The organism is Rhodococcus pyridinivorans (assembly GCF_900105195.1).
Taxonomy (GTDB): domain Bacteria; phylum Actinomycetota; class Actinomycetes; order Mycobacteriales; family Mycobacteriaceae; genus Rhodococcus; species Rhodococcus pyridinivorans.
The window spans coordinates 567808-593144 of sequence record NZ_FNRX01000002.1 but is presented as its reverse complement, the minus strand read 5'-3'; the positions used below and the strand labels follow the sequence as shown (position 1 = coordinate 593144).

General features: G+C 67.5%; 26 protein-coding genes and 1 pseudogene. 20 read left to right on the top strand and 7 right to left on the bottom strand.

Translation table 11 applies throughout. From position 1 onward, the window contains the following. Window positions 1-75 precede the first annotated feature (75 nt). Window positions 76-828 (top strand): nucleotidyltransferase domain-containing protein, encoded by a 753-nt coding sequence (locus BLV31_RS03480; protein WP_248846163.1) that lies wholly within the window; start codon window positions 76-78, stop codon window positions 826-828. 21 nt (window positions 829-849) lie between these two features. On the opposite strand, the gene BLV31_RS03475 is transcribed toward BLV31_RS03480, so the two are convergent. The 3 genes from BLV31_RS03475 to BLV31_RS25315 are packed head-to-tail and all read right to left on the bottom strand — an operon-like array spanning window position 850 to window position 2916. Then, complete coding sequence (locus tag BLV31_RS03475) at window positions 850-1107, bottom strand: Atu4866 domain-containing protein (RefSeq protein WP_174556250.1); 258 nt, start codon at window positions 1105-1107, stop codon at window positions 850-852. Window positions 1108-1130: 23 nt separating this feature from the next. Then, window positions 1131-2531 (bottom strand): amidohydrolase family protein, encoded by a 1401-nt coding sequence (locus tag BLV31_RS03470; RefSeq protein ID WP_064060025.1) that lies wholly within the window; start codon window positions 2529-2531, stop codon window positions 1131-1133. A gap of 22 nt (window positions 2532-2553) precedes the next feature. Then, window positions 2554-2916 (bottom strand): Atu4866 domain-containing protein, encoded by a 363-nt coding sequence (locus BLV31_RS25315; RefSeq protein ID WP_248846164.1) that lies wholly within the window; start codon window positions 2914-2916, stop codon window positions 2554-2556. Between the two features lie 44 nt (window positions 2917-2960). Here BLV31_RS25315 and BLV31_RS25310 point away from each other — a divergent pair, with 44 nt between their 5' ends. From BLV31_RS25310 to BLV31_RS03455, 3 genes and pseudogenes are all read left to right on the top strand, one after another. Beyond that, complete coding sequence (locus BLV31_RS25310; RefSeq protein ID WP_235367013.1) at window positions 2961-3137, top strand: hypothetical protein; 177 nt, start codon at window positions 2961-2963, stop codon at window positions 3135-3137. A 126-nt stretch (window positions 3138-3263) separates the two neighbouring features. Next, on the top strand, window positions 3264-4088 hold the full coding sequence (locus BLV31_RS03460) for a helix-turn-helix transcriptional regulator (protein ID WP_064060026.1): 825 nt from the start codon (window positions 3264-3266) through the stop codon (window positions 4086-4088). A gap of 80 nt (window positions 4089-4168) precedes the next feature. Further along, window positions 4169-4306, top strand: a pseudogene (locus tag BLV31_RS03455) (nitroreductase/quinone reductase family protein); the annotation flags it as partial. Window positions 4307-4461: 155 nt separating this feature from the next. Here BLV31_RS03455 and BLV31_RS03450 read toward each other — a convergent pair. From BLV31_RS03450 to BLV31_RS03440, 3 genes are all read right to left on the bottom strand, one after another. Then, a complete protein-coding gene (locus BLV31_RS03450) occupies window positions 4462-5121 on the bottom strand; it encodes a TerD family protein (protein WP_064060027.1) in 660 nt (219 codons plus the stop codon). 121 nt (window positions 5122-5242) lie between these two features. Next, window positions 5243-6349: a DUF475 domain-containing protein gene (locus tag BLV31_RS03445; RefSeq protein WP_064060028.1), complete on the bottom strand. Its 1107-nt coding sequence runs from the start codon at window positions 6347-6349 to the stop codon at window positions 5243-5245. Window positions 6350-6453: 104 nt separating this feature from the next. Next, window positions 6454-7029 (bottom strand): TerD family protein, encoded by a 576-nt coding sequence (locus BLV31_RS03440; protein WP_006550710.1) that lies wholly within the window; start codon window positions 7027-7029, stop codon window positions 6454-6456. A gap of 292 nt (window positions 7030-7321) precedes the next feature. On the opposite strand from BLV31_RS03440, the gene BLV31_RS03435 reads away from it, so the two are divergent. The 7 genes from BLV31_RS03435 (at window position 7322) to BLV31_RS03405 (ending at window position 15618) form a co-directional block, all read left to right on the top strand. Beyond that, the gene (locus BLV31_RS03435; RefSeq protein ID WP_064060029.1) at window positions 7322-8443 is read left to right on the top strand and encodes a hypothetical protein; all 1122 of its coding nucleotides are present in this window, start codon (window positions 7322-7324) and stop codon (window positions 8441-8443) included. 29 nt (window positions 8444-8472) lie between these two features. Then, window positions 8473-9630 carry an HpcH/HpaI aldolase/citrate lyase family protein gene (locus BLV31_RS03430; protein ID WP_064060030.1) on the top strand — a complete coding sequence of 386 codons (1158 nt, stop codon included), beginning with the start codon at window positions 8473-8475 and terminating at the stop codon, window positions 9628-9630. Beyond that, window positions 9627-10922, top strand: a complete 1296-nt coding sequence (locus BLV31_RS03425; protein ID WP_064060031.1) for a phosphoribosyltransferase family protein — start codon at window positions 9627-9629, stop codon at window positions 10920-10922. The genes BLV31_RS03430 and BLV31_RS03425 overlap by 4 nt, the downstream gene beginning before the upstream one ends. Then, a complete protein-coding gene (locus BLV31_RS03420; RefSeq protein ID WP_006550714.1) occupies window positions 10919-12025 on the top strand; it encodes a cysteine protease StiP family protein in 1107 nt (368 codons plus the stop codon). Before BLV31_RS03425 ends, BLV31_RS03420 begins: the two co-directional genes overlap by 4 nt. A 65-nt stretch (window positions 12026-12090) precedes the next feature. Beyond that, a complete protein-coding gene (locus tag BLV31_RS03415) occupies window positions 12091-12867 on the top strand; it encodes an HAD family hydrolase (RefSeq protein WP_064060053.1) in 777 nt (258 codons plus the stop codon). 42 nt (window positions 12868-12909) lie between these two features. After that, on the top strand, window positions 12910-14127 hold the full coding sequence (locus BLV31_RS03410) for a TerD family protein (protein WP_064060032.1): 1218 nt from the start codon (window positions 12910-12912) through the stop codon (window positions 14125-14127). Window positions 14128-14130: 3 nt separating this feature from the next. Further along, on the top strand, window positions 14131-15618 hold the full coding sequence (locus BLV31_RS03405; RefSeq protein ID WP_064060033.1) for a TerD family protein: 1488 nt from the start codon (window positions 14131-14133) through the stop codon (window positions 15616-15618). A 21-nt stretch (window positions 15619-15639) separates the two neighbouring features. Here BLV31_RS03405 and BLV31_RS03400 read toward each other — a convergent pair whose 3' ends face one another. Further along, entirely contained in the window at window positions 15640-16164 is a 525-nt protein-coding gene (locus BLV31_RS03400; protein WP_033097520.1) for a pyridoxamine 5'-phosphate oxidase family protein, read from the bottom strand. A gap of 172 nt (window positions 16165-16336) precedes the next feature. Between BLV31_RS03400 and BLV31_RS03395 the strand changes: the two genes are divergently transcribed. From BLV31_RS03395 to BLV31_RS03355, 9 genes are all read left to right on the top strand, one after another. After that, complete coding sequence (locus BLV31_RS03395) at window positions 16337-17464, top strand: DUF418 domain-containing protein (protein ID WP_371850689.1); 1128 nt, start codon at window positions 16337-16339, stop codon at window positions 17462-17464. A 125-nt stretch (window positions 17465-17589) separates the two neighbouring features. Next, complete coding sequence (locus tag BLV31_RS03390; RefSeq protein ID WP_006550720.1) at window positions 17590-17913, top strand: putative quinol monooxygenase; 324 nt, start codon at window positions 17590-17592, stop codon at window positions 17911-17913. A gap of 198 nt (window positions 17914-18111) precedes the next feature. Then, entirely contained in the window at window positions 18112-19677 is a 1566-nt protein-coding gene (locus BLV31_RS03385) for a long-chain-fatty-acid--CoA ligase (protein ID WP_006550721.1), read from the top strand. Continuing rightward, window positions 19674-20738, top strand: coding sequence for an MBL fold metallo-hydrolase (locus BLV31_RS03380; RefSeq protein ID WP_006550722.1), 1065 nt, complete (start codon window positions 19674-19676; stop codon window positions 20736-20738). Before BLV31_RS03385 ends, BLV31_RS03380 begins: the two co-directional genes overlap by 4 nt. A gap of 1 nt (window position 20739) precedes the next feature. After that, window positions 20740-21501: a crotonase/enoyl-CoA hydratase family protein gene (locus BLV31_RS03375; protein ID WP_064060034.1), complete on the top strand. Its 762-nt coding sequence runs from the start codon at window positions 20740-20742 to the stop codon at window positions 21499-21501. A gap of 2 nt (window positions 21502-21503) precedes the next feature. After that, a complete protein-coding gene (locus BLV31_RS03370; RefSeq protein WP_019290613.1) occupies window positions 21504-22298 on the top strand; it encodes an enoyl-CoA hydratase/isomerase family protein in 795 nt (264 codons plus the stop codon). A 44-nt stretch (window positions 22299-22342) separates the two neighbouring features. Beyond that, a complete protein-coding gene (locus tag BLV31_RS03365; RefSeq protein ID WP_064060035.1) occupies window positions 22343-23212 on the top strand; it encodes a LysR family transcriptional regulator in 870 nt (289 codons plus the stop codon). Between the two features lie 4 nt (window positions 23213-23216). Continuing rightward, window positions 23217-24128 (top strand): LysR family transcriptional regulator, encoded by a 912-nt coding sequence (locus BLV31_RS03360; RefSeq protein ID WP_064060036.1) that lies wholly within the window; start codon window positions 23217-23219, stop codon window positions 24126-24128. A 56-nt stretch (window positions 24129-24184) separates the two neighbouring features. After that, window positions 24185-25285 (top strand): class I SAM-dependent methyltransferase, encoded by a 1101-nt coding sequence (locus BLV31_RS03355; RefSeq protein ID WP_081263340.1) that lies wholly within the window; start codon window positions 24185-24187, stop codon window positions 25283-25285. The last annotated feature ends 52 nt before the right edge of the window (window positions 25286-25337 follow it).

Below are 25337 nucleotides of genomic sequence, written 5' to 3'. Positions count from 1 at the left end.
GTGTGCACGGCACGGTGTGCCGCGCATGATGGGGTGGTGCCGAATATCGATGTAGAGCCATACCTCGAAGCCGTCGTGGACACTGCCCGGGAGGTGCTCGGTGCGGAGTTCGTCGGGGCGTACGCGGCCGGGTCGCTCGCCCTGAACGCCTTCCATCCCGGCCGCAGCGACATCGACATCGCCCTGCTCTGTCGCGACCCCCTGAGCAAAACGGTGAAGCGGGAGTTGATCGCTCGGCTGCGGCACAGCGCCCTGCCATGTCCGGCCCGAGGCCTGGAACTGGTGGTCTACACCATGGCTACGGCGCAGTCGGGCACCGGAGAACCGGGCTTCGAGCTCGAGTTGAACGACGGGCCGGACATGGCCTTCCGGCAGACACTTCAGCCCACAGACCGCCCGGCAGCCGACGGGACGTTCTGGTACGGACTGGACCGCAGCATCCTGCACCAGAGCGGCCGGGTGTTGGCGGGACCGCCGGCCCCGGAGACATTCGCCGAGCTGGCACCGGAGGAACTACAGAGCCTATTGGTCGACTCGCTGCGCTGGTGGATGGCGCTGCCCGGCCCAGCCGATGACCGGCCCGCACCTGGAGCCGACGACGCGGTCCTCGGAGCCTGTCGCGCGCTGGTTCGACATCGCTACGGGAAGTGGCTGTCCAAAATCGATGCCGGCCGACGGTTACTCGGGACCGCCTACCAGCCGGTCGAGGCGATCGAACAGTCCATCGCAGCACGCTCCGGTGAGCTTCCGCCTTCAGGTCGGCAAGCACGGACTTTTCAGGAAGGCGTGCTGCACGAGCTCCTGACTGCGACCGAACGGCCCGCATGACCATCGTCCGGATCGGCACTCCTATTGCCGCGCTCTCAGGTGCCGATACATGACCATTCCCGCGTGGTACAGCACGTCGTCGCGGAACTCACCGTCGGCGGAAAAGCCGGCGTCGTCACGGTAGTAGATCATCGTTCCTTCGATCCGGTAGTCACCGGTGTAGGCAGCTTCCCGGCTGCCGCGGGCCTCGACGTATCGCCCCTCCGGCAGGAGACGCTGGCGGATGTTACCGTCGGCGGTCGCCCACAGTCCGACGAACGGGTGCTCGACTTGTTTCATGTCCTTCACTTCCCTGGAGGTCGTCACAGTGTCGCCGCCACCCGCCCGATGATGGCGTTGCGGGAACGGATCACGGCCTCGCGTAGGGCGTCGATGTCCTCGTCGACCAGCGAACCCGCCCACTTGCGCGGGTTGCCGGCGACGAGGACGGTGTCGATGTTGCGTGCGTCGGAGCCGAGCACGAGGGTGCCGACGGCGTCGTTGAGCGGCATGTTGCTGATGTCGTCGGCGCGGACGATGAGCAGGTCGGCCTCCTTGCCCGGTGTCAGCGAACCGGTGACGTGCCCGAGCGCGTTGGCCTGCGCGCCTCGCAGGGTGGCGAAGTCGAGGACGTCGCGGGTGGTGATCCGGTTGCGGGTCTCCTCCGTTCCGTATGCAGCATTGGTGGCGCGCATGCGTTGGATGGCATGCAGGGTCCGCATCTGGGTGAACATGTCGCTCGCGAGCGCGACCTCCACGTCGATGCTCAGACCCGGCCGGATCCCGACGGCGAGAGCCTCGTCCACAGCGGGCACCGCCGATTCGAGGCCGATCTGGGCGTCGGAGGTCGGGGCGAGGGAAACCGTGACACCGGCATCCCCCATCGCCGTCCACGCCTCGGGGGTCAGGCCGGTCGCGTGGATCAAGGTGAGGGTCGGATCGAGGATCCCCATCCGTGCCCAGCGCAGGATCGCCTCCGACGACGGTATCCCGAAAACCGCGTCGATGCTCGTCCACACACCGAGATCACTTGCGAAAGCAGCGAGTTCGGGCCCGTAGGCGATCGCAGGTCCGGCGATCTCGTCGGTCGCCAGGGCGGCCAGCCGCACCGTGACGAGACCGTCTGCGGCGCCGTGGAAGTCGCTCACCAACCGGTTCATATCCTTGGGCCATTGACGATCCCACTCACCGAAGTGAGGACCCATCGAGGCATGCACGCCCCGAATTCCGGTGTCGATGAGCGCATTCAGTGCAGCATCGGAGTGCGCGGAAGTGCGGGAGTTGTGCGAGAAGTCGAGCATGGTGGTGATGCCCGAGTCGAGCGCGGTCAGCGCGGCGAGACGGGTACCGATGTACATGTCCTCCGGTGCGTAGTTCGGGGCGACGCCGGCCAGGGTCGACATGACATATTCGCCGAGGTCGGAAACGTCGGGAATGCTCCGGCGCAGTTGCGCTTCCCAGGCGTGACGGTGGGTGTCGACGAAACCGGGGCCGACGATCGCACCGCGGGTGTCGACCACGAGTGCCGAGGCTGCTGCGGCACCGTGCCCGGGATCGGAGCGTAGGTCGGCGCCGATCGCGATGATCTGCGGGCCGACGAGCAGGACGTCGCCGGCGTCGAGGTCCGGGATCGAGGGGTCCATGGTGACGACGGCGCCACCGGTCAGCAGGATCGGACGGTCGCTGTCGTGGGCCGCGGTGAAATCGGCGAGAGTTGTCTTCATTGTGGTGGCTTTCCGATGAGTGTCAGGCGCGGCGGAAGGTGTAACCGGCGTGCTGCAGGGTGCCGTCGACGAATTCGCCGAAGGCCCAGAATCCGAGGTCGTCGCGGTAGTCGATGCGGTCGCCGGTGATCCGATAGGAGCCCTGATATGCATGCGGGCGTCGACCGCGGGTCTCGTCGTAGCGACCGTCCGCGGTCAGGTGCTGGTGCACGAAATCCGTTTCGTCGATCCAAGTTCCGAGATGACGGTCCGATGCCACGTCCGTGGCGGTCGGGGTCTCCGTCGGGTCGTCGGCGTGGACCGATCGACCGCCCCAGAGGGTTATCTCACCGTCGACGACGACCGTGTGCGCGGCGTCGGCATCATCGATGAATCGTTGCAGCACATCTGTTTCCGAGTCGTCACGAGACACGGACAGGATTGCGAAGGTTGCCGGACACGAGCGCCACCGAGCAGGACGTCGCCGCGGTCGAAATCGCCGATCAGGGCGTCGCCGGTGATGATCCGGGCATTGCCGAACAGGAGCGGACGATGCCCGCCGGCGTTCTCGCGGATGAGTTCGAACAATTCGGGAGTGAAGGGGATGGTCATGTGTACTCCAGATGAGGATCGGGGTGCCGGGAGATCCGGCGAGTTCCACTGTCGGGGCGGATGGGCGGCCGGAACAGGCCGGTGTGTGCCTGGGTGCACCAGGGCCTGTCTGTACCGCATCCGGGGAGCTAGCGTCGTCTCATGGTCTCCACCGAACTCGGAACCTTCCTCAAGGCGCGACGCGGACACGTGCAGCCGTCGGATGTCGGTATCACGGCGCAGTCGGGGCGGCGGGTCTCCGGTCTGCGTCGCGAGGAAGTTGCCATGCTCGCCGGTGTCAGCGTCGACTACTACACGCGACTCGAACAGGGTCGCGAACGGAACCCGTCTCCGGCGGTTCTCAACGCCCTCGCCGGCGCACTGGCTCTCGACACCGACCTGCGCGAGCACCTGTTCCGTCTCGCCGGACTGGCTCCGACACCGCCCACTCCGGTGCGGAAGACCGTGGACGATTCACTGCGGGAGCTTCTCTCATCCTGGTCGCACACACCCGCGCTCATCATCGACCGCCGGTTGGATGTTCTCGCGTACAACGAGCTCGCCGGTGCGCTCTACAGCGGCTTCGAGCGCATCGACAATCTCGTGCGCATGACCTTCCTCGATCCCTTCGGGCGCCGCTTCTTCACCGATTGGGAGCGCGCCACGACGTCGTGCGTCGCGAATCTCCGGCTCGCTCTGGGCCACACCGGCTCGGTCGACGACGTTCGTGCCCTCGTTCTCGAGATGCACGATGCGAGCGCGGAGTTCCGCGAACTGTGGAATCGGCACGATGTGCGGGGCAAAACACACGAGGCCAAGGAGTTCCGGCATCCTGCCGTCGGCGATCTCGTCCTCGAATACAACGCATTCGACGTTCGCAGCGCACCTGGACATCAGTTGATCGTGTACCGGGCCTCTGCCGGCTCGCCCAGTGACGACAAACTTCGGCTATTGGGATCCTTGGCGGCGACCACCGACCGCTCGTGATTCCTCGTTCCGGACCCCGTGGTCCTCTACATGATTACGGTGGTTCGTAGCCGACTGCAGTAGCCAGGAGGATTTCTCCCATGAGTTCGTCCGACGACTGGAATGCGCAGGTGATCGCCGAGTTCCGGGCCAACGGAGGCCGGGTCGGCGGCAACTTCGAGGGTGCGCCCATGGCGCTCGTGCATCATCGTGGCCGCAAGACCGGTCGAGCAGAGGTCGAGGAGAAGACGCGCGGGAAACGCACCATTCCGGTCCTCGCTCTCCGACGACGCTGACCTGCTTGCACCCCTGGAACCACCGAGATCCCGCCGACATGCGCCGGCGGGATCTCCCGTGACCGGCCACCAGGCCGGAAAGAATTTCGCACTAGGGGCTACTTACGCCCCGCTTGCCACTGCATGCCCCACCCGAACGCGCGGTCGAGGTCGGACTGGCTGCCGTCGATGTACTGCACGAGACGCTCGACGGTGATGCCCTGCCCGGTGTTCTGCAGCATCGCGATCGCGCAGATGCGCGCGCCGTTGTTCGGCGAGTCCAGGCGCACCTCGATCTGCGGACCCGACGGCGGGGTCAGCGTCACGACGCCGTCCACGGCAGCCCAGTTCGGCGCTCCTTCGTAGATCATCGCGAAGATCAGCACACGCTTGAACAGTTCGGGGCGCTCGAGGTTGACGTGCATGTTCTCGCCACCGGTGTTCGAGCCGGTGCGGTCGTCGCCGTCGAGGTGGATGTACGGCGGGGTGTTCAGCGCGCCGAAGCTGTTCCCGAGCGCCTGAATGACTCCCTTGGAACCATCGGCGAGTTCGAACAGGCAGCCGAGGTCGAGGTCCACGCCGCCGCTCGCGCCCGTGAGCTTCGCGAGGAAGCCCTTCTTCTGCTCACCGCGCGACCAGTTGAGGTTCACCCGCGTGACGCCCTGCCCGGCCCCGGCCTTCGACAGGCTCACGGTCGGGGATTCCTTGGTGAGGTTGATCTTGCTCAGGTTGACGCCGCCTGCGTTCTGTTCGGGCTTCTTGTTGTAGTCGATGGCCATGTCGAGCCTTTCGTCGGAGTGCTGCGCGGATGCGCACGGGGTACGGAAAAGCGATGGGAGCCCTCGATCCGAGATGTCGGATCGAGGGCTCCCATCGGCATGTGGTTCGAACTGTCGAGGATCAGGGGATGCTGGTCTTCACAGCATCTTCGCCTTCTCTCGCCGCGATCTTGCGGTTGCGGTAGATGCTCGAGGCGAATGCCGTACCGATCAGGGCGACACCGACGAGGCCGGTGATGACCTCCGGCACGTGGGTGCCGATCGAGTACAGCAGGATCAGTGCCAGCGCACCGATGGCCCAGTGAGCACCGTGCTCGAGGTACACGTAGTCGGACAGCGTGCCCTTGCGCACCAGGAAGATGGTGATCGAGCGGACGAACATCGCGCCGATGAAGCCGAGGCCCAGGGCGATGATGATCGGGTCGGACGTGATGGCGAAGGCTCCGATGACACCGTCGAACGAGAACGACGCGTCGAGCACCTCGAGGTAGAGGAACAGGAAGAAGCCGGCCTTACCGGTGGCCTTCGCGAGGCCGCTCGGTCCGCCGCTGGGCTCTTCGTCTTCCTCGGGGATGTGGAACATCTCGCCGAGTCCGTTGACCGCGATGTAGGTGATCATGCCGAGCGCGCCGGCGATCATGACGGTCGAGACCTTGTCCTCGGGTGCGATCACGGTGGCCGTGATGAGCAGCAGCGCGGTGGCGACGACGACCTCGAGCTGCTCGAGCTTGCCGGCCTTCGCGAGGGGACGCTCGAGCCATTCGAGCCACTTGATCTCGCGATCTTCGAGGATGAAGTGCAGGAAGAGCATCAGCAGGAACATGCCGCCGAACGCCGCGATCTGCGGATGCGCATCGGTGATCAGGGTCTCGTAGCTGGGGCTGCCGTCCGGGAAGTAGGCGGCTCCGTCCGGCGGCGGATTCAACGCGAGGTCGAGTGCCGCGATGGGGCCGAGTCCGGACGCCACCCACACGATCGCGAGGGGGAACACCAGACGCATACCGAAGACGGCGATGAGGATGCCGACGGTGAGGAAGATCTTCTGCCAGAACTCGCTCATCCGCCGCAGCACGGTCGCGTTGATGACCGCGTTGTCGAACGACAGCGAGACCTCGAGGATGCCGAGGATCACGCAGAGGAACAGAGCCTGCGGGCCGCCGTAGAGGAAGGCGACCACGAGGGAGACGACGGTGACCGCGAAGGATGCACCGAATATTCGCAGAACCACGAAGCGTGGCCTTTCTAATCGGAATCAGGGCGTTGCAGGGTGGTTACTGCACGTCGGCTCCGGCTTCGGTACTGCGACCGAAGCCGGAACCCGGAAGAAACGAACTAGACGTTGACGCCGTAGTCGCGGGCGATACCCGCGAGACCGGACGCGTAGCCCTGGCCGATGGCGCGGAACTTCCACTCCGCACCGTTGCGGTACAGCTCGCCGAAGACCATGGCGGTCTCGGTCGAGGCGTCCTCGGACAGGTCGTAACGAGCGAGTTCGTTGCCGTTCGCGCGGTCGACGACGCGGATGTACGCGTTGCGGACCTGGCCGAACGACTGGCTGCGGGAATCGGCATCGTAGATCGAGACCGGGAAGAAGATGCTCTCGATGTTCGCCGGGGTGGCGGCGAGGTCGACGTTGATGACCTCGTCGTCGCCTTCGCCCTCACCCGTGCGGTTGTCACCGGCGTGCTCGATGGCACCGTCGGGCGACTTGAGGTTGTTGAAGAAGACGAAGTGCTGGTCGGAGACGACCTTCTTGTCGGCCCCGGTAGCGATGGCACTGGCATCGAGGTCGAAGTCGGTGCCGGTGGTGGTGCGAACGTCCCAGCCCAGGCCGACGGCCACTGCCGTCAGGTTCGGAGCTTCCTTGGTGAGGGAGACGTTTCCGCCCTTGGTCAAGCTGACGCCCATGCGGGGTCCTTTCGATCGTTCCAACGGTCGACGTACCGGTATAGGGCACGCCCGGTGTGCGTTTCTCCCCACACTAGTTGTTGCCGTGGGGTACGCCCATATCCACTATGCCCGGTCCCGCGCCTCACTTCGTGACCCGCACGAACCACAGTTCCGACCGGCGGAAAGGTGACGGATCGGCCCGGTGGACGTGCGCCCAGTACCATTCGGTTCTGTGGCGAGCCGATGGACGCGCCGCCTGTTCGGCGGGGGAGACACGGAAGATCCCGCGGCTCGTCGTGCACACGATGCGATGGTCGCGGCGTTCCTCGACATGGACAAGCGCCAGTCCGTCATCGAGGCCGGTGTGGCGGCGTCCTACGAGCTCGAACCCGAACGGCACCTGCTCCGTCAGTGGGATCCCATCCGTCAGGCGTGTTATCGCGCCGGTGAGACGTATCTTCAACTGGCAGTGACGGATCCGGAACAACCGCTCGCACCTGCTCCGGCCTACGAGCAGGCACTGCGGCAGATAACCGAAGCAACACGAACACTTGATGAATTCTTCGGAAACAACCGGGGACACCTCGAGCACATGACGACCGTGGCGAACACGGTGCCCGAGCTGGCACACCGGATGCGTACCGAAGCGCGCAACACCCTCGCCGCGACGCAGACCCCGGATTTTGTTTCCTTTGCGAACTATCCGTCGGTCCGATCCGCCACCGAAACGCTCGAGAAGGCCCTGAACAGCCTCGATGCAGCGCACAGCGTGGGCGCGACCCGCACAGCGGCCCTCCGAGTCCAAGAGGCGACCACTGCTCTGCTCGACGCCCTCGCCGCAGCACCGGGGCGCCGCGACGAAGCCGTTCGCACCCTCGCCTCGGTCACCACCAGGATCGGAGCGGTCCGGACCCGTGCGGAAGGTCTCGCCCCGGCCTTCTCCGCGCTGTTGCGCGAGTTCAATGCGGCCAGCTCCGCCGACCTGTCCGGGAACGAGAAACAGGCCGCCGAACTGCTCGCTCGCGCCGAGGACCAGCTCGGACGCGCACGGGCGGCGGCGAAGGACGGCCGCCCCGAGGAAGCGCTCGAGCTGGTCGCGGCGATCCGCGCCGAGCTGTCACGCGCCGAGGAACTCGTCGACGCCGTGACCGCACGACTCGCCACGCTGCGCTCCGTCCGACAGAATCCGGGGGCCAAGGTCGACGAGGTACGGTTCCGCCTCCGTGACGCACAACACCTGGCCGTGCAACGCGGTCTCACCGCAGAATGGGGTTCCGTTCTCGACTCGCAGTTGAGCCGGATCGACAGGGCCGTCGACGCACTCACCGGTGTGCACCCCGACTACTGGGCCTACGTCAGAGATTTGGATGCGGTGTCTACCTTCATCGCAGGAGTGGTCGATCGGATGAGAGGACGGACCGAGAACGCATGAGGGGGGCCACGCTTACCGAAGTGCGCGCCATGCAGCACTTTCGGCATCTCGACGGCGCGACGATGGAGGAGTTGTTCCTGCACCGTCCCGAGCCGTTCGGGCACAGCGACGATCGCGACCGCCTGGCGACCGCTCTCGGCGCCACGCTCTACGTACCCGCGACGCGCGGAGATCTCGTCACGACCATCTCGAAACGTGCGGCCGAGGGTGTGACGTCGATGGTGCTCGACCTCGAGGACGCCGTCGCCGACGACGAGGTCGAGCAGGGCCTGCAGAACGCCGTCGCGACACTCGATGCGCTCGCCGAACGCGGACCGACGCCGATGATGTTGTTCGTCCGTGTCCGCACCGCCGACGGTGTCGGGCGGATCGCGTCTATGCTCGGCGCCGGCAAGGCCGTGCTGACCGGATTCGTGGTGCCCAAGTTCACCGCACACACCGGCCCCGTCTTCCTCGAGGCGGTGGCCGCGGCGTCGGACCTCCTCGGCCGTCACCTCTACGCGATGCCCGTCATCGAGTCGGCCGAGGTCGTCCACCGCGAGACCCGCGACGGCGAATTGCGTGCGATCTCGAGCATCCTCGCCGAACATCGCCACCGCATCCTCGCCGTCCGGATCGGCGCGACCGACATGTGCGCGACCTTCGGTATCCGGCGCGACCGCGACCTGACGATCTACGACGTCCGGGTCGTCGTCGACGTGATCGCCGACATCGTCAACCACCTCGGGCGAACCGACGGAACGGGTTTCGTCATCACCGGGCCCGTCTGGGAGTACTTTGCCGACCACGAACGCATGTTCCGACCGATGCTGCGCTCGACACCCTTCGAGGAACAGGATGCCGTGCTGTTCCGTCAGCAGCTCGTCAGCCGCGACCTCGACGGTCTGCTGCGCGAGATCGCCCTCGACCGCGCCAACGGCATCCAGGGCAAGACCGTCATCCATCCGTCGCATGTCGCTGCGGTGCATGCCCTGTCGGCCGTGACCCACGAGGAGTTCCACGATGCGACCGACATCCTCGATCGCGACACCGGTGGTGTGCAGGCCTCGGGATACGGGAACAAGATGAACGAACGACGACCCCACCGTACGTGGGCCGAGCAGACCCGGTTGCGCGCGTCGGTGTTCGGTGTCACCCGCAAGGGGATCACCTTCGTCGATCTGCTGACGGCGTTGGTGGACCGATGACCGATATTCTCGACATCCCCTGGGCCACCGCAGAGCTCGGTTTCGCTCTCGAACATGCGGAGTCGTCATGTGGCTTCACGGTTCCCGAGCTCGTCAGGCCCGGGCTGCGACGCAATCCACGGCGTGCGCACCTGCTCGTCTCCACGGTTCTCGGCAAGCACATCCCCACCGAACCGGCCGCGGTGCGCGGCGCCGGTCACCGGCTCGGCCGGCTCGTCACCGACCTCCTCGGCGATGCGGCATCCGACGCCGTCGTCATGGGATTCGCCGAGACCGCAACGGGTCTCGGTCACTGCGTGGCCGACGCCCTCGACGCCGCATGCTGTCTGCATTCGACGCGACGCCAGGTTCCCGGAGCGGAGGTGCTCACCGGATTCGAGGAGGGGCACTCGCACGCGACCTTCCACCTGCTGCAGCCGACCTCCGGCGCACTGTTCGCCAACGCCGCGCCGCTCGTGCTCGTCGACGACGAGATCTCCACGGGAGCAACGGCCCTCGACGCCATCCGCGCGCTGCACCGCGATCATCCGCGTAATCGTTACGTCCTCGCCTCCCTCGTCGACATGCGGTCGGAACAGGATCGCCGCCGGACGGCAGAGGTCGCCGCGGAACTCGGCACGAGCATCGAGCACGTGAGCCTGGCCGCCGGACGATCCGTCGTCCCCGACGATCTCGTCGCGCGGGTCGCGGCGTTACCCGACCCTCTCCTCAATCCGGTGGGGGAGCAACGCGGCGACGTCCGGTTCCTCCACGCGGCGTGGCCGTCCCATGTGCCCGACGGCGGGCGGCACGGGATGTTGCGCACCGACGCGGCGGCCTTCGACGCGGCTCTGTCGACGCTCGCCGACACGATCGCGGACGTACGCGACGCCCGGCGACCCGCCGTCGTCGTCGGACACGAGGAATTGATGTATCTGCCGCTGCGACTCGCCGAGGCACTCGTCGACCGCGGCACTCCCGCGCTGTTCCAGACCACGACCCGCTCCCCCGTCCACGTGATGGACGTCGACGGATATCCGCTGCGCCGCGGATTCCGTTTCACCGCACCCGAACACATCGACAGCGAGTTCGAGAACGAGGTGCCGCGCTTCCTCTACAACGCGCAGTGGTCTACGTCCACCGAGGTCCGCGCCGAGCTGATCCTCGTCATCGATTCGCCCGCCGACACCGACCGCCTGCGCGCACCGGGAGGTGTTCTCGACGTGCTCACTGCTGCCGGTGAGGACGTCCTCGTCGTGATCGTGCCCGCCACCGATCCGACGGTGCTGCGCACCCACAGGGAGACCGTATGACCGTGCCACTGACCGGACCCGAGTTCGGCTCCTACGCGCCCGACGAGGTGACGTGGCTGCTCAAGGATCTCTCCCACGCCGACCTCGAGGGCGACATCGCCGAACGGGAGGCGCGGATCCAGGCGGGTCTCGCGCACTACGCGGAGTCCCTGCCGATCGAGTACCAACCCGACGCCGCCTACCGCGAACTGTTCGACAAGGCACTGGCCGGCACTGCGGGCCGGTTGGCGCACGCGGTGGGCACGGTCACCGAACTGCTTCTCTCCGAACGCGGAACCGACCTGACCCTCGTGTCGCTCGCGCGGGCGGGCACCCCGATCGGCATCCTGATCCGTCGATGGGCGCTGCACCACCACGGTCTGACGCTGCCGCACTACGCCGTGTCGATCGTCCGGGGTCGCGGCATCGACTCCGCCGCTCTCGACCACATCACCGCGCGGCACGCTCCCGCGTCGGTCGTCTTCGTCGACGGCTGGACGGGCAAAGGCGCGATCGCGCGTGAACTGTCCGCTGCGCTCGCCGAATACACCGCGCGAGGCGGTCCCGTCCTGTCCGACGATCTCGCGGTACTCGCCGACCCCGGCCACTGCGTCCGCACCTACGGCACGCGCGACGACTTTCTCATCGCCTCCGCCTGCCTGAACTCCACCGTCTCCGGACTGGTCTCACGAACTGTCCTCAACGACAGCCTGATCGGCCCCGGGGAGTTCCACGGCGCCAAGTTCTACGCCGAGTTGGCCGCGGACGACGTGTCGAATCATCTGCTGGACGCCGTCGCCGCGGAGTTCGACACGTGCGGCGACGTCGCATCGGCCGCGCAGGCAGTGCTCGAATCCGACCGCACCCCCACCTGGGCCGGCTGGGAGTCCGTCGAGCGGGTGCGGGCGCAGTACGGCATCTCGAGCGTCAACTTCGTCAAACCCGGTGTCGGAGAGACCACCCGCGTGCTGTTGCGCCGCGTTCCCTGGAAGGTTCTGGTGCGCGACATCACCGCCGACGAGCACGCCCATATCCGGATGCTCGCGGCCGCTCGCGACGTTCCCGTCGAGGAGGTTCCCGACCTGGCCTACTCCTGCATGGGACTGATCAAGGACCTGCCGTGACCAGCACTGCGACCGCACTGGTCGCCACCGATCTCGACCGCACCCTCATCTATTCGCGCGCCGCGATGACCGGCGACCAGTTCGACACGCAGGATCTACTCTGTGTCGAGTACTACGAGAGCGCACCGCTGTCGTACGTCACCGACATTGCTGCGCAACAGCTTCGGACGCTCGCCGGCGAGGTCGCGATGGTGCCGACGACCACGCGCACACCCGAACAGTTCCGCCGCATCGACCTCCCCGGCGGTCCGTGGCGTTATGCAATCGCGAGCAACGGTGGGTCGATCCTCGAGGACGGGCATCTCGACCCGCACTGGCGCAGGACCGTGGAAGCAGCGGTACGCGCGGGGGGTGCGAGCCTCGACGAGATGACGACCGAACTGCGCCGCCGAATCTCCGAGGACTGGGTGTCGAAGTTCCGCATCGCCGACGAGTTGTTCTGCTACCTCGTCGTCGACGTCGCAGCGCAACCGGCGGGATTTCTCGACGACTGGCACGAGTGGTGTTCGACGCGCGGCTGGAACGCGTCGCAGCAGGGCCGGAAGATCTACACGATGCCGAACAGCGTGTGCAAGAGCCGCGCGGTGGCAGAGGTGCACCGCCGGCTCCGAGCCCGCGGGGTGCTTACCGACGACGCCCCGGTCTTCGCCGCGGGTGACGGTGCGCTCGATGCGGAGATGCTGAAGGCCGCCGACGCCGCGATCCGGCCTCGCCACGGCGAACTCGAACTGATGGACTGGCGCCACCCGACCGTCTCGGTGACCGACGCCGCGGGCGTCACCGCCGGGGAGGAGATCCTCGCCTGGTTCGCCCGATCCGCTCGTCTTCCGGTCGCTTCGTAGAGTAGAAGGTGCCCGGTCACCGACACAGTGAGGACACATCTCTTGCCGACTCCGCTCTCCAAGGGTCAGAACGGACCGCTCACCGCGTCCGACGTCGTCGTCTCGCTCGAGCTGACCACGCCCGCCGATCTGTCCGCACTGCTCGTCAAGGCCGACGGCAAGGTGCGCTCCGACGCCGACTTCGTGTTCTTCAACCAGCCCACCGGGCCGGGTGTGCGTCTCGTATCCGGCGCGCCCGGGCAGGCGGCCTCGCTCGCCGTGTCGCTCGCGCAGGTTCCCGCCGACATCGATCAGGTGCGCGCCGTGATCACCCTCGACGACGCGTCGAGTAGCTTCGGCCGGTTCGCACCGCCCACCGCGCGCGTGTCCGACAGTGCGGGAACGGTGTTGTACGAGTACCGGATCGACGGACTGAGCACCGAGTCCATCGTGATCGCGCTGGAGTTGTACCGGCGCCAGGGCGCGTGGAAGGTCCGCGCCGTGGGCCAGGGATATGCGGGCGGTTTCGCGGCGTTGGTGACCGATCACGGGGTCAGCGTCGACGACGCACCCGCCCAGCCTGCTGCCGCACCTCAGCCCGTCGCTCCCACGCCGGCTCCGGCCCCGCCCGTGCAGCAGACACCGCCTCCGGCACAGCAGACACCTCCGGCACAGCCTGCGGAGGTCAGCCTCACGAAGAACCGCCCGGTAAGCCTGGTGAAGGGCCAGAAGGTCACCCTCCGCAAGGACGGCGGCGTCGCGCTGACCTTCCTGCGCATGGGGCTCGGCTGGGATCCAGTGGAGAAGCGTGGCCTGTTCGGCAACCGTTCCGCCGACATCGACCTCGACGCCTCGGCCGTGATGTTCGCCGACAACCAGATCGCCGACGTCGTGTACTACGGCCAGCTGCAGTCGAAGGACGGCTCGATCCAGCACCAGGGCGACAACCTCACCGGTGCCGGTGAGGGCGACGACGAGGTGATGCTCGTCGACCTCACGCGGGTCCCCGCCCATGTCACGACGGTGATGTTCATCGTGACCTCCTACAAGGGCCACACCTTCGAGCAGGTGCAGAACGCGTTCTGCCGTCTCGTCGACGGCACGATCGACACCGAGCTGGCCCGCTACACGCTGCAGGGCGGCATGCCGTTCACGGGCATGGTCATGGCGAAGGTCTACCGCCAGGGCAGCGAATGGAAGCTGCAGGCCATCGGCGAGGGCATGCAGGCGAAGCATCCCGGTGAGGCCGCGCCGCAACTGGGCCGGTTCCTGGCCGTCTGACCGGTGGGCGAACTCTTCACAGCGGGGCGCAACGCCCCGCTGCCGACCCGCACGGCCCGTTTCACGGCGACCGCATCCGTCCCTCTGGACGTGTGCGCGTTCGTCGTGGACGACGGCCTGCAGGTGGCGTCCTCCGACGACGTCGTGTTCTACAACCAACCGACGACGGCGGGCGTTCGGCTCGAGGGCAAGGTGATCGTCGTCGACGTCGACGCGGTCCGTCCCGGCGCACGCGTGCTGTGTGCGGTCGGCTGCGAGCGACCCGCAGCGGTGTCGACCTCGCTGTGCGACGCGGCGGGCACCGTCCTCGCGTCGTTTCACGTGGAACCGGCGGTCGGTACCGAGACGGCGCTGCTGTGCTGGGAGATCTACCGTCGTCACGACGAATGGAAGATCCGCGCCCTCGGCCAGGGATACGCCGGTGGACTCGCCAAGATGTTCACCGCGCACGGGGTGGAGGTCGAGTCACCCTCCGACGCGGAGAAGGTGGCCGCTCCCGGGCCCGGCCCGGTCATCGGCCTCTCACCTCTCGAGGTGCTGTGGCAGATCTTCGAGGACGCCGCCCGATCGGCCGCCGCGTACACGTCGAGTGCGGAGTTCGCCCAGCACCGTTTCGACGACGAACTCTCGACAGCGGTGGCCGATCCCGCCCGGCGCATGGAGCCCGAGGCCGACCGTGCCCGGGCGCGTGCGCAGCAGCGCTACGACGAGCTCGTCGGTGTCGCCGAGGCCCGCTACCGCGACGACAGCGCGGTGCTCGCCGCCGAACTGCTCACCGTCGACGCGACGTTGCCGCCCGCACTCGCATCCTGGATCTCCCCGGCCTGGATGCACATGCACCTGCCGAGCGACGGCGTGCGGGTGGGTGAGGTGACGGCGCCCGATCTGGGTCCGCTGCGCATCCCCCTGTGCCTGCCGGCACCGCTCACGCGACCGTTGTGGATCGACGGCGACCCCGCCGACCTCGGTCCCGTCGTGTCGTCCGTGGTCGTGCGGCTGCTCACGGCCCGGCCCGACACCCTGCTGCACCTCGTCGATCCCGGGCGGACGCTGCCCGCACTCGAACCCCTCACCGCAGCCCGACTTGCCGGACCGCCCGTCCACGACCGGTCGCGGGTCCCCGCCAGACTCCGGGGGCTGGCCGACGCGGCGGACCTCGACGCGCTCGCCCGGCAGGTCGACGCGGAGACCGCCTCACCCGTGTTGCTGGTCCTCGCCGGGTTCCCCTACGGCTACGACCACGACGACCTGCTCGAGATCGTCCGGATCGCGCGTACCGGCAGTGCCGGCCGGGTCTCGGTCGTCCTCGCGGGTGATCCCCCGGACGATCGGGTCGCGGAGATCCTGTGGGACGAGGCGCAGAAGCTTCCAGTCGACGGGGAGCTGGCCGATCCGTGGACGGGAGGCCGATGGACGTTCGTTCCCGACAGCCTGCCCACCGAGACCGAGCATCTGCGCGGCGCGCTGGGTGGTAGTTCGCTTCCGGACTGATCGTCCCCTCGCACAGAGGGATCAGCGCCGATCGACGAGTGTCGTGACATCGGGCGCGTACACGGTCATCCAGTGCGGGTTCAGGCGGTAGTAGACCACCTCCTCGCTCCAGTCGAACGCGTCCCCGCCGTAGAACGACTGAAGGTAGGCGAGCAGTTCGGGCCAGTCGTCGGCCGGCTCACCGCCGCGCGGGTTGAGAATCTCCACGTGGCCGTGTGTGAACACGCCGAGGTCCTCCCCGCGCATGTGCGCCGCGCTGGCCGCGGGACGCGCGGCGAGATGCCGGGCCTTGGCTGCAGTGGGGGCGGTGCCGAAGTACCACTTGCCGTGCAGGAAATGTCCGTCCACAGCACTGATGCGCGGTTCCCCGCCGGCGGTGACCGTCGCCAGCGAGAGGACGCACATGCCCGTGAGCACCTCGACGAGCTGCTCGGCCGTGAGGGTCCGCGACGCGTCGACGATCGACCTCAGGTGGGATGTGGACCGGGACAGCGACGTGTCGAGGAGCACCTGGAGGTCGGCGAGCTCGGTGGGGGTTTCGTGCATGGCTCCATGTTCACATCACCGAGGCTCACGGGACCCGACAGTTCCTGCTCTGTTCTCCTCGCCGATGTCTGCTCTCGGGGAGATCACCGAACGCGGGTCACCCGCATGGAGGACCCGTCATCCCCCGGTCGGCCGACGCGCGCCGACCCCGCCGCATCGCATGGTGAGGATCATGACGGTCACCGGTTCGACGACGCGACAGCAACGTATCCTCGCCCTCGACGTGGCCCGGGGGATCGCCATCCTCGGCACCTTCGCCGCCAATGTCTGGATCTTCACCGACCCCGCCGGGATCGTCGGATATCTCGCCTCGATCGGCACCGATCCGTGGCCGCAACGCATCCTCATGCAACTCGCGCAGGGAAAGTTCCTCGGGTTGCTCACCCTGATGTTCGGGATCGGCCTGGCCGTGCAAGCGGCGTCCGCTCAGCGAGCGGGGCGGCCGTGGCCCGGCGGTTACCGGGTACGCGCCGCCCTGCTCTTCGTCGACGGGATGGTGCACTACCTGCTCGTCGCCGAGTTCGACATCCTCATGGGGTATGCGCTGACGTCCATGCTCGTGTGCGGGCTCGTGATCTCCTCCCGTCGTGTGCGGCTGTGGGTCGCGGGTACGGCCGTCGCTGTTCACGCGCTGGCCGTGACCGCGCTCGTCGTGGCGCTCGCCAGTTCACCGCCGAATGCGGAGACCCCCGAGCTGACCACCGCCACCTGGTGGGACATGATCGTCTTCCGCGTGGACAACGCCGCTGCGTTCCGCGCCGAGGTGATCTTCGTGATCCCGATGACGGTCGCGCTGTTCCTGACCGGCGCCGCACTGTATTCCTCCGGGCTGTTCGACAGCAGAGGTGCGGTGCTGCGCCGGCGGCTGATGGTGGTCGGGGCGATCGCAGCACCGCTCGACCTCGCCGTGGGTCTGTTCGGCGGTGCCGCAGGTGTATTCGCAGCGCGCTACGGCATCGCCCCGTTCGTCGCGCTCGGCCTGCTGGCGTGGATCGCCCACTTCTACATCGGCAGGTCCACCACCGGCACGGTCGGCACCGCCTGTGAACGCATCGGGCGGACCGCGCTGAGTTGCTACATCCTGCAGAACATCGTCGCGTCGGTGCTCTGTTACGACTGGGGATTCGGTCTGGCGAAGACCGTGGACCCCGCCATGCGGGTCCCGTTCACGATCGCGGTGTACATCGCGGTGGGAGCGGTGATGGTCGTCGGATCCCGTTGGTGGCTCGGCCGATTCCGCCAGGGACCGGTCGAATGGGTGTGGCGGGTGTCCTACGAGCGGCTGACGGAACGTCGCTGACGTGTCGGGTTGCCTCGTGGGGGTCTGCCGCTCGGTCACGGATTCGACGCCCTCAACGGTGAGTACGGCGATATGTTCGACGAAGGGACGATCCGTCCCTCCAACATCTACCGACCGGAGGCAAGATGATCTTCATCGTGGTCCGTTTCAAGGTGAAGCCCGAGTACCAGGACAGTTGGCTCGAGACCACCGCGGAGTTCACCGAGGCGACTCGCAGCGAACCCGGGAACCTGTGGTTCGACTGGTCCCGCAGCGTGGACGATCCGTCCGAGTTCGTTCTCGTCGAGGCGTTCCGCGACGGGGACGCCGGATCCGAGCACGTGAAGTCCGATCACTTCCGCAGGGGGCTCGACGCAATGCGGCCGGCGCTGGTCGAGACCCCGCGCATCCTCAACACGGAGATTCCGGGCACCGAGTGGGGCCGGATGGGTGAACTGCAGATCGACTGATCGATCGCCTCGAGACCGACGTCGTGTGCGAGACCCGTCGGGGATTTCGCACACGACGTCGGTCTCGATACGCGCCCATAGGTTTGCCCTAACGTTGCGTACGGCTGCGGGTCTTTGTGGCAGCAGTCACGATCGTGATCGACTGGAACGGCGTGGACGGCATGTCCGCGCGTCGGCCGTGTCGATCAGGAGCGTGATGTGAGCGAGTTGCACCTTCCCAACCGAATCCGGCAGCTGGCAGTCGAACATCCGGATCGTGCGGCGGTCAGCTCCGGCGGAACCACACTCACCTACTCCGAGTTCGACGCGCTCACCAACCGGGTCGCCTCGGCGCTCGCGACCGTTCCGGCGACGTCCGAGCGCATCGGCGCACTGCTGCGCATGGGCCTACCCGGCGCGTCCTCGTTCGTCGGCTGCGCCAAGGCCGGACTGGTCTTCACCCCGCTCAACTGGCGCCTGAACCCGGGCGAGATCGCCGACATCGCCGACGACGCGCAGCTCGACGTCCTGATCGTCGAGGACGAGTTCGCCGCATCGGCCCGCGCTGCCGCCACAGTCCTGCCCGCCGTACAGATCGTCGTGGTCGGCGACGCCTCCACCGTTCCCGGTGCACGGTCGTGGGACGACTTCGTCGCCTCCGGTGACGACATCGACCCCGGCTTCGGCGACGACCCGCGGACCGAGGTGCTGCAGCTCTACACCTCGGGCACCACGGGTCGACCCAAAGGTGTTGTGGCGACGCATCACAACCTGTTCAACGAACCGCAGAACTTCGCGCTGTACGAGTTCACCGAGGACTCGGTGTCCCTCGACGCGCTGCCCCTGTTCCACATCGCCGGCGCCGGCTGGATGAGCACGACCCTGTCGGCGGGATTGCACCTGGTGTTGCTCGGTGAGATGCGCCCGAACCTGGTGGCGGCCGCCATCTCCGAGCACGGCATCACCCACGCATTCCTCGTGCCGTCGGTGATCAACATGCTCGTGGAGATGCCCGACCTGTCGGACTACGACCTGTCGGCGCTGCGTCTGGTCGCCTACGGCGCCTCTCCCATCACGCCCACGCAACTCGCCCGCGCCATGGACACCCTCGGCTGCCGCTTCGTGCAGCGTTACGGGATGACCGAGACGATGGGCGCCCTCACAGCGCTACGTGCCGAGGACCACGACCCGCACGGTCCGCGCTCCTACCTCCTACGTTCGGCCGGCACCGGGCTGCCGGGGATCGAGGTCCAGATCCGTGACCTCGCCACCGGCGAACCGCTCCCCCGCGGCGAAACCGGTGAGATCGTGAGCCGGTCGCGCAACAACACACAGGGTTACTGGCGACGCGAGGCCGAGAACGCCGCCCTGTTCACCGAGGACGGTTTTCTGCGCACCGGCGATGCCGGGCACATCGACGAGGACGGCTACCTGTTCGTCACCGACCGCGTGAAGGACATGATCATCTCCGGGGGTGAGAACGTCTACCCGATCGAGGTCGAATCGGTCATCTCCGAACATCCTTCCGTCGCCGAGGTCGCAGTGGTGGGAGTTCCGGACGACCGGTGGGGCGAGGCCGTGACCGCCGTCGTGCGGGTCGCGCCCGGAGCCGAGACACCGACCGAGGCCGAACTCCTCGAGTTCACCGTCGAACGTCTGGCTTCCTACAAGAAGCCCCGGCACATCCACTTCGTCGACGAGTTGCCTCGCAACGCCAGCGGCAAGATCCTGAAGCGCACACTGCGCGACGAGTTCGCTCCTGCACGGGAAGGAACGACGTCATGATCGTCACCGAGGATCTCGGTACCGTCCAGCGTGAAGCGTGGGCGGCCGGCGTACTGCCACCGGTCGAAGAGGTGCGGCCAGGACTGTGGTCGATTCCGGTTCCGATGCCGAAGAACCCGCTGCGGTACGTGCTGTCCTATGCGCTCGCCTTCGACGACGGCCTCGCCCTGATCGACCTCGGTATGGACACCGAGGAGTCGTGGGACACTCTCGTGGCCGGTGTCGCCGCGACCGGCCATCACATCACCGAGGTGCGCTACGCGGCGATCACTCACCTGCATCCCGACCATTTCGGTCTGGCACCCCGGTTGAAGGAAACGACCGGCGCTGTGATCGCGATGCACGCCGCCGACGCCGCCGCCCTCGGGCACTTCACCCCGGAGGACGCCGCCGCCGACAAGGAAGCATGGCGCGTAGACCTCACCGGACTCGGCGCACCGCCCGAGGTCGTCGAGGCCGCCCGCTTCGAACTCGTCCGCTTCCCCCGGGGCGAGAGCGCGGATGTCGTTCTCGCTCATGGTGATCGACTCGATCTGCCCGGGTGGAACATCGAAGCGGTGTGGACGCCCGGCCACACGCCCGGTCACCTCGCCTTCGTCGACCGCGACCGCGACTTGCTGTTCAGCGGCGACCACATGCTTCCGCGCATCAGCCCCAACATCTCCTCCGGCCCCGGCGAACTGGGCGACCCGTTGCACCGCTATCTGCTGTCGCTGCATGCGACGACGGCTCTGCCGGACTGCGAGGTGCTGCCCGCCCACGAGTACCGGTTCCGCGGAGTCACCGAACGCGCACGCCAACTCATGGACCACCACGAGGTCCGTCTCGACGAGATCCGCGATGCCGTCGCGTCCAGGCCCGAGTCGACGGCGTGGGAGATCACGACCCGCGTCACGTGGTCGCGTCCTATCGATGTGATGGATCCCCGGCTGCAGCGACTCGCCGTCCGCGAAACCCAGGCCCATCTGCTCGTTCTCGCCGATAGAGGCGACATCCGTTCCGACGGTGGAACTCCCGCCCACTGGACTCTCTCCACTCCGACCCATACGAAGGAAAACTGACATGAGCGTTGTCCTCACCGAATTCGCCGACGGCGTCGCGGTGTTCACCCTCAACCGCCCCGAGGCCAAGAACGCCGTGAACCTGGAGGTCTCGGAGGCGTTGGCCGCGGCCATCGACGAGTTCGAGGCACGCCCCGACCTGACCATCGGCATCCTCACCGGTGCCGGCAGAACGTTCTGCGCCGGAATGGATCTGAAGGCGTTCGCACGCGGGGAGCGCCCGTCGATCCCCGGCCGCGGTTTCGGTGGCCTCACCGAGGCACCGCCGAGCAAGCCGCTCATCGCCGCCGTCGAGGGCTGGGCCCTGGCCGGTGGATGCGAGCTCGCCCTGTCCGCCGACCTGATCGTCGCGTCGCGCGAAGCGAAGTTCGGTATCCCCGAGGTCAAGCGCGGACTCGCGGCGGCGGCCGGCGGCCTGCTGCGCCTGCCGAAGATCCTCCCCTACCCGCTCGCGATGGAACTGGCCATCACCGGTGACCCACTCACCGCCGAGGTCGCCCACCAGCACGGCCTGGTCAACCGCGTCACCGAGCCCGGTGAAGCACTCACCGTGGCAAAGGAACTCGCCGCCCGCGTCGCGGCGAACGGCCCCCTCGCCGTCAAGGCCACCAAGCAGGTCGTCGCGATGGCCGCCAACTACACCGACCCCGACGCCTTCGTCGCGCAGCGCAAGTTCATCGACCCGGTCTTCGCGTCGGCCGACGCCAAGGAAGGCGCCCGGGCGTTCGCCGAGAAGCGCGCACCGGTCTGGAAGGGCGAGTAGGAATGTCGGACGTTCTGGTCGCGCAGGACGGCTCGGTCGCCACGATCACGCTGAGTCGACCGGAGCGCAAGAACGCGATGACGGTCGAGGCGTGGCGGTCGTTGCGTGAGACGTTCGGTGCGCTCCAGCACGACGATTCCGTCCGCGCCGTGATCCTCACCGGCGCCGGTGGTGACTTCTGCACCGGTGCCGACATGGAACGGCGCGACTCCACCCATCCCCTCGACCGTATGCGGGAGATCAACGAGACGGCGCTCGCCGTCGCGGAGTTCTCGAAGCCGTTGATCGCGCAGGTCGAGGGGTATGCGGTGGGCGCGGGATGGAACATGGCGTTGCTGTGCGACGTGGTCGTCGCCTCCCGCACCGCGAAGTTCGGTCAGATCTTCGCGCGGCGCGGACTGTCGATCGACTTCGGCGGGTCGTGGATCCTGCCGCGCCTCGTGGGACTGCACCAGGCGAAGCGTCTGGTCATGCTCGCCGACATCGTGTGCGCCGAGGAAGCATACGACCTGGGCCTGGTGACCGAGCTCGTCGAGCCCGACGCCCTCGCCGGTCGCGCCGCCGAACTGGCCGCGCGGCTGGCCGCCGCCCCGCCGGTCGCGGTGAGCATGTCGGCGCGGATGCTCGAGCAGGGTTCGTCGCTCACGCTCCGCGAAGCACTCGAGAACGAGGCCCGCTCGCAGGCGATCAACCACGCCACCGACGCCCCCGATGCGATGCGTGCATTCGTCGACAAACGCGAGCCGTCGTTCACCGGCGGATGGCGGGTACCGCGCCCGGTAGACACCCCTTCCTGACGGTTGCGTCCAGGACGGTTCCGAGCGTCACCTACGATAATCGGGTGGACTTGCACCTCGTGACCTATTTCGTGGCGGTCGTCGACCACGGCGGGATCACGAAAGCTGCTCAGGCACTTTACATTTCGCAGCCGTCGTTGTCGCAGGCCATCCGCACCCTCGAACGCCGCCTCGACACGACCCTGTTCGACCGCACCGGCCGACGGCTCACCCTCACCGAGGACGGTCGTGTCCTCGAGGGCGCCGCACGCCGCATCCTGGCCGACGTCGAGCGGGCGAAACAGAAGGTCGCGGCGGTGCGCGATCTCCAGGCCGGTCGTGTCGAGATCGTCACCTTCGCGACGTTCTCGATCCACCCCGTCATCGAGTTCGTCCAGCGCTTCCGTCGGCGCTACCCCAACCTGACCGTGCGGGTGAACGACGCCGAAGGCCCTCCCGGAGTCCACGCGGCGCTGCGCCGCGGCGAGGCGGAGATCGGCATCACCGACCTGTCCGTCGATCACGCCGGCATGATCACCGTTCCGGTCCTCGAGCAGGAGATGGTGCTCGCCGTGCACCCCGACCGCGCCGCCGACGTGCCCGACCCCGTCACCCGGGCCCAGGTCCGCGACTTCCCGCTGGTCCTCGACCTCGGCTCCCGCGCGAGCGCCGCACGCACCGGTGAACTGCTCGGCGATCAGAACGTCGTCGTCGACTGCGCCAACCAGGCAGCCCTGTGGCAGTTCGTCGAGCGTGGCACCGCCGGGACGATCGTGCCGCGTCGCGTCGCCGAGAAGCAGATCCCCGGTGCGGTCGTCCGGCCCCTGGACCCACCGTTCCGGCGTCCCGTCGGATTGGTGATGCGACCCGGCGATCTGTCCCCCGCTGCCGCCGCATTCGTGGCAACCACCACCGGCACCCCCTGGGAAGCGTGACGACATGGAGTTCCGTCAGGTCGAATACTTCCTCGCCGTCGTGGAGAACGACGGCATCAACGGCGCGGCCGCCGAGCTCGGCGTCGCCCAGCCCACCGTCTCCCAGGCACTGCGCAGCCTCGAACGCGAGCTGGGGGTGCAGTTGTTCCACCGCATCGGGCGCGGCATGGTGCTCACCGCGGCGGGCAAGGCACTGATCGGCCCGAGCCGGCAGATCCTCCGCGATGTGAACGCGGTCGAGGAGCTGCTCACCGTGTCGACGACCGAGGTGACGGGCCGACTGGATCTGATGGTCTTCCCCGCTCTCGCAACCGGCCCGATCGTCGACCTGGTCTCCGAGTTCCGCCGTCTCCATCCCAAAGTCACCGCGCGCCTCGGTGATCTGCGTGCGGAGGAGTTCACCGCGTCGGTCATCCACGACGGCTACTGCGAGTTCGTCGTCACCCATCTGCCCGTCGAGGACGAGGTGGGTCTCGAGATCATCGAGCTCGGACAGACCGAGTACTGGCTCGCCTATCCCCCCGGCACCGACCTGCCACCCGGGCCGCTGTCCTTGGCCGAGCTCCCCGACATCCCGATGGTGTTCGTGCCGCGCGGTGGTGGCTCCGTGAGCGACGCGATCGACTACGCAATGCGGCAGGCCGAGGTGCGCCGTCCCATCTCCGTGCTCACCGATCATCGCGAGGCCCGCCTGCCGATGGTGCTCGCCGGTCTGGGTGGGTCGTTCGTCGAACGGTCGCTCGCCGAGTCGGCGCAGGACGTCGCGGTGGTCCGTCCGTGCGAGCCGACCTTCGCGCAGTCGTACGGACTGGTGTTCGACCCGGCCTCGCTGTCGAAGGCCGGTCGCGCCTTCGTCGACTTCGTGCGGTCGTCCGAGGAGTCCGGCGCGGAGGAGCAACTCCCGACGGAACGGTGACATCCGGGGATCCGGGGGCGACGATGGTGGGGACGACATCCACTTCTCCTCGGGAGATGATCCGTATGTCCACCTCGACGACTTCCTCCGTCCACCTCGATTCCGTCGACGCGTACGCGCAGCGCGTCCTCGATTCCGTCCTCGGCACCATGGACACCCTCACGATCCTGATCGGCGACCGTCTCGGCTGGTACCGAAGCCTCGCCGACGACGGACCTGCGACGGCCGGCGAACTGGCCGAACGCACCGGAACCCACCCGCGGTACACCCGCGAGTGGCTCGAGCAGCAGGCTCTGACCGGTCTGCTCGACGTCGACGACGGCGATCCCCCACGCTTCACGCTGTCTGCGGTCGGTCGCGAGGTACTCACCGATCCGCACAGCCTGGCGTACATGGCGCCGCTCGCCCGGATGATCGTCGGCGCGACGATGCAGCTTCCCGGTCTGCTCGAGGCGTACCGCAACGGTGGCGGCGTGAGTTGGAGCCAGTTCGGCCGCGACGTGTGCGAGTCGCAGGCCGACGCGAACAGGCCGCTGTTCGAGAAGGCGCTGCCCGATGCTCTGCGGTCGGTACCGGAGGTCGACCGGGTGCTCGGTCAGCCGGGCGCGCAGATCGCCGACATCGGCTGGGGCGGGGGATGGTCGACGATCACGATCGCGCGCACCTATCCGGATGCGAAGGTTCACGGCTTCGACATCGACGCCCCGTCGGTGGAGATGGCCCGGTCGAACCTCGCGGAGAATGCCGATGTGGCGCAACGCGTCACGTTCACGCAGTGCGACGCGTCCGAACTGCCCGATGAAAACTTCCAGGCGGCCTTCGCATTCGAGTGCGTCCACGACATGCCCCGACCGGTCGAAGTGCTGGCTGCCGTACGACGGTCGCTCGCACCCGGCGGGTTCATGATCGTCATGGACGAAGCGGTCGCCGACACCTTCACCGCGCCCGGTGACGACGTCGAACGGCTCATGTACGGCTACAGCCTCACCATCTGCCTCCCTGACGGTATGAGCCACACACCGAGCGCCGCGACGGGCACCGTCATGCGTCCCGCGACCCTGCGCCGCTATGCCCTCGATGCCGGTTTCACCGAGGTCGACGTGCTCCCCATCGAGGACTTCGGCTTCTTCCGCTTCTACCTCCTCCGCACCGAATAGCGTTGCCCGTCGAAAGTTCGGGGAGGTTGTGTTCGCGTTTCTCGAAAAACAC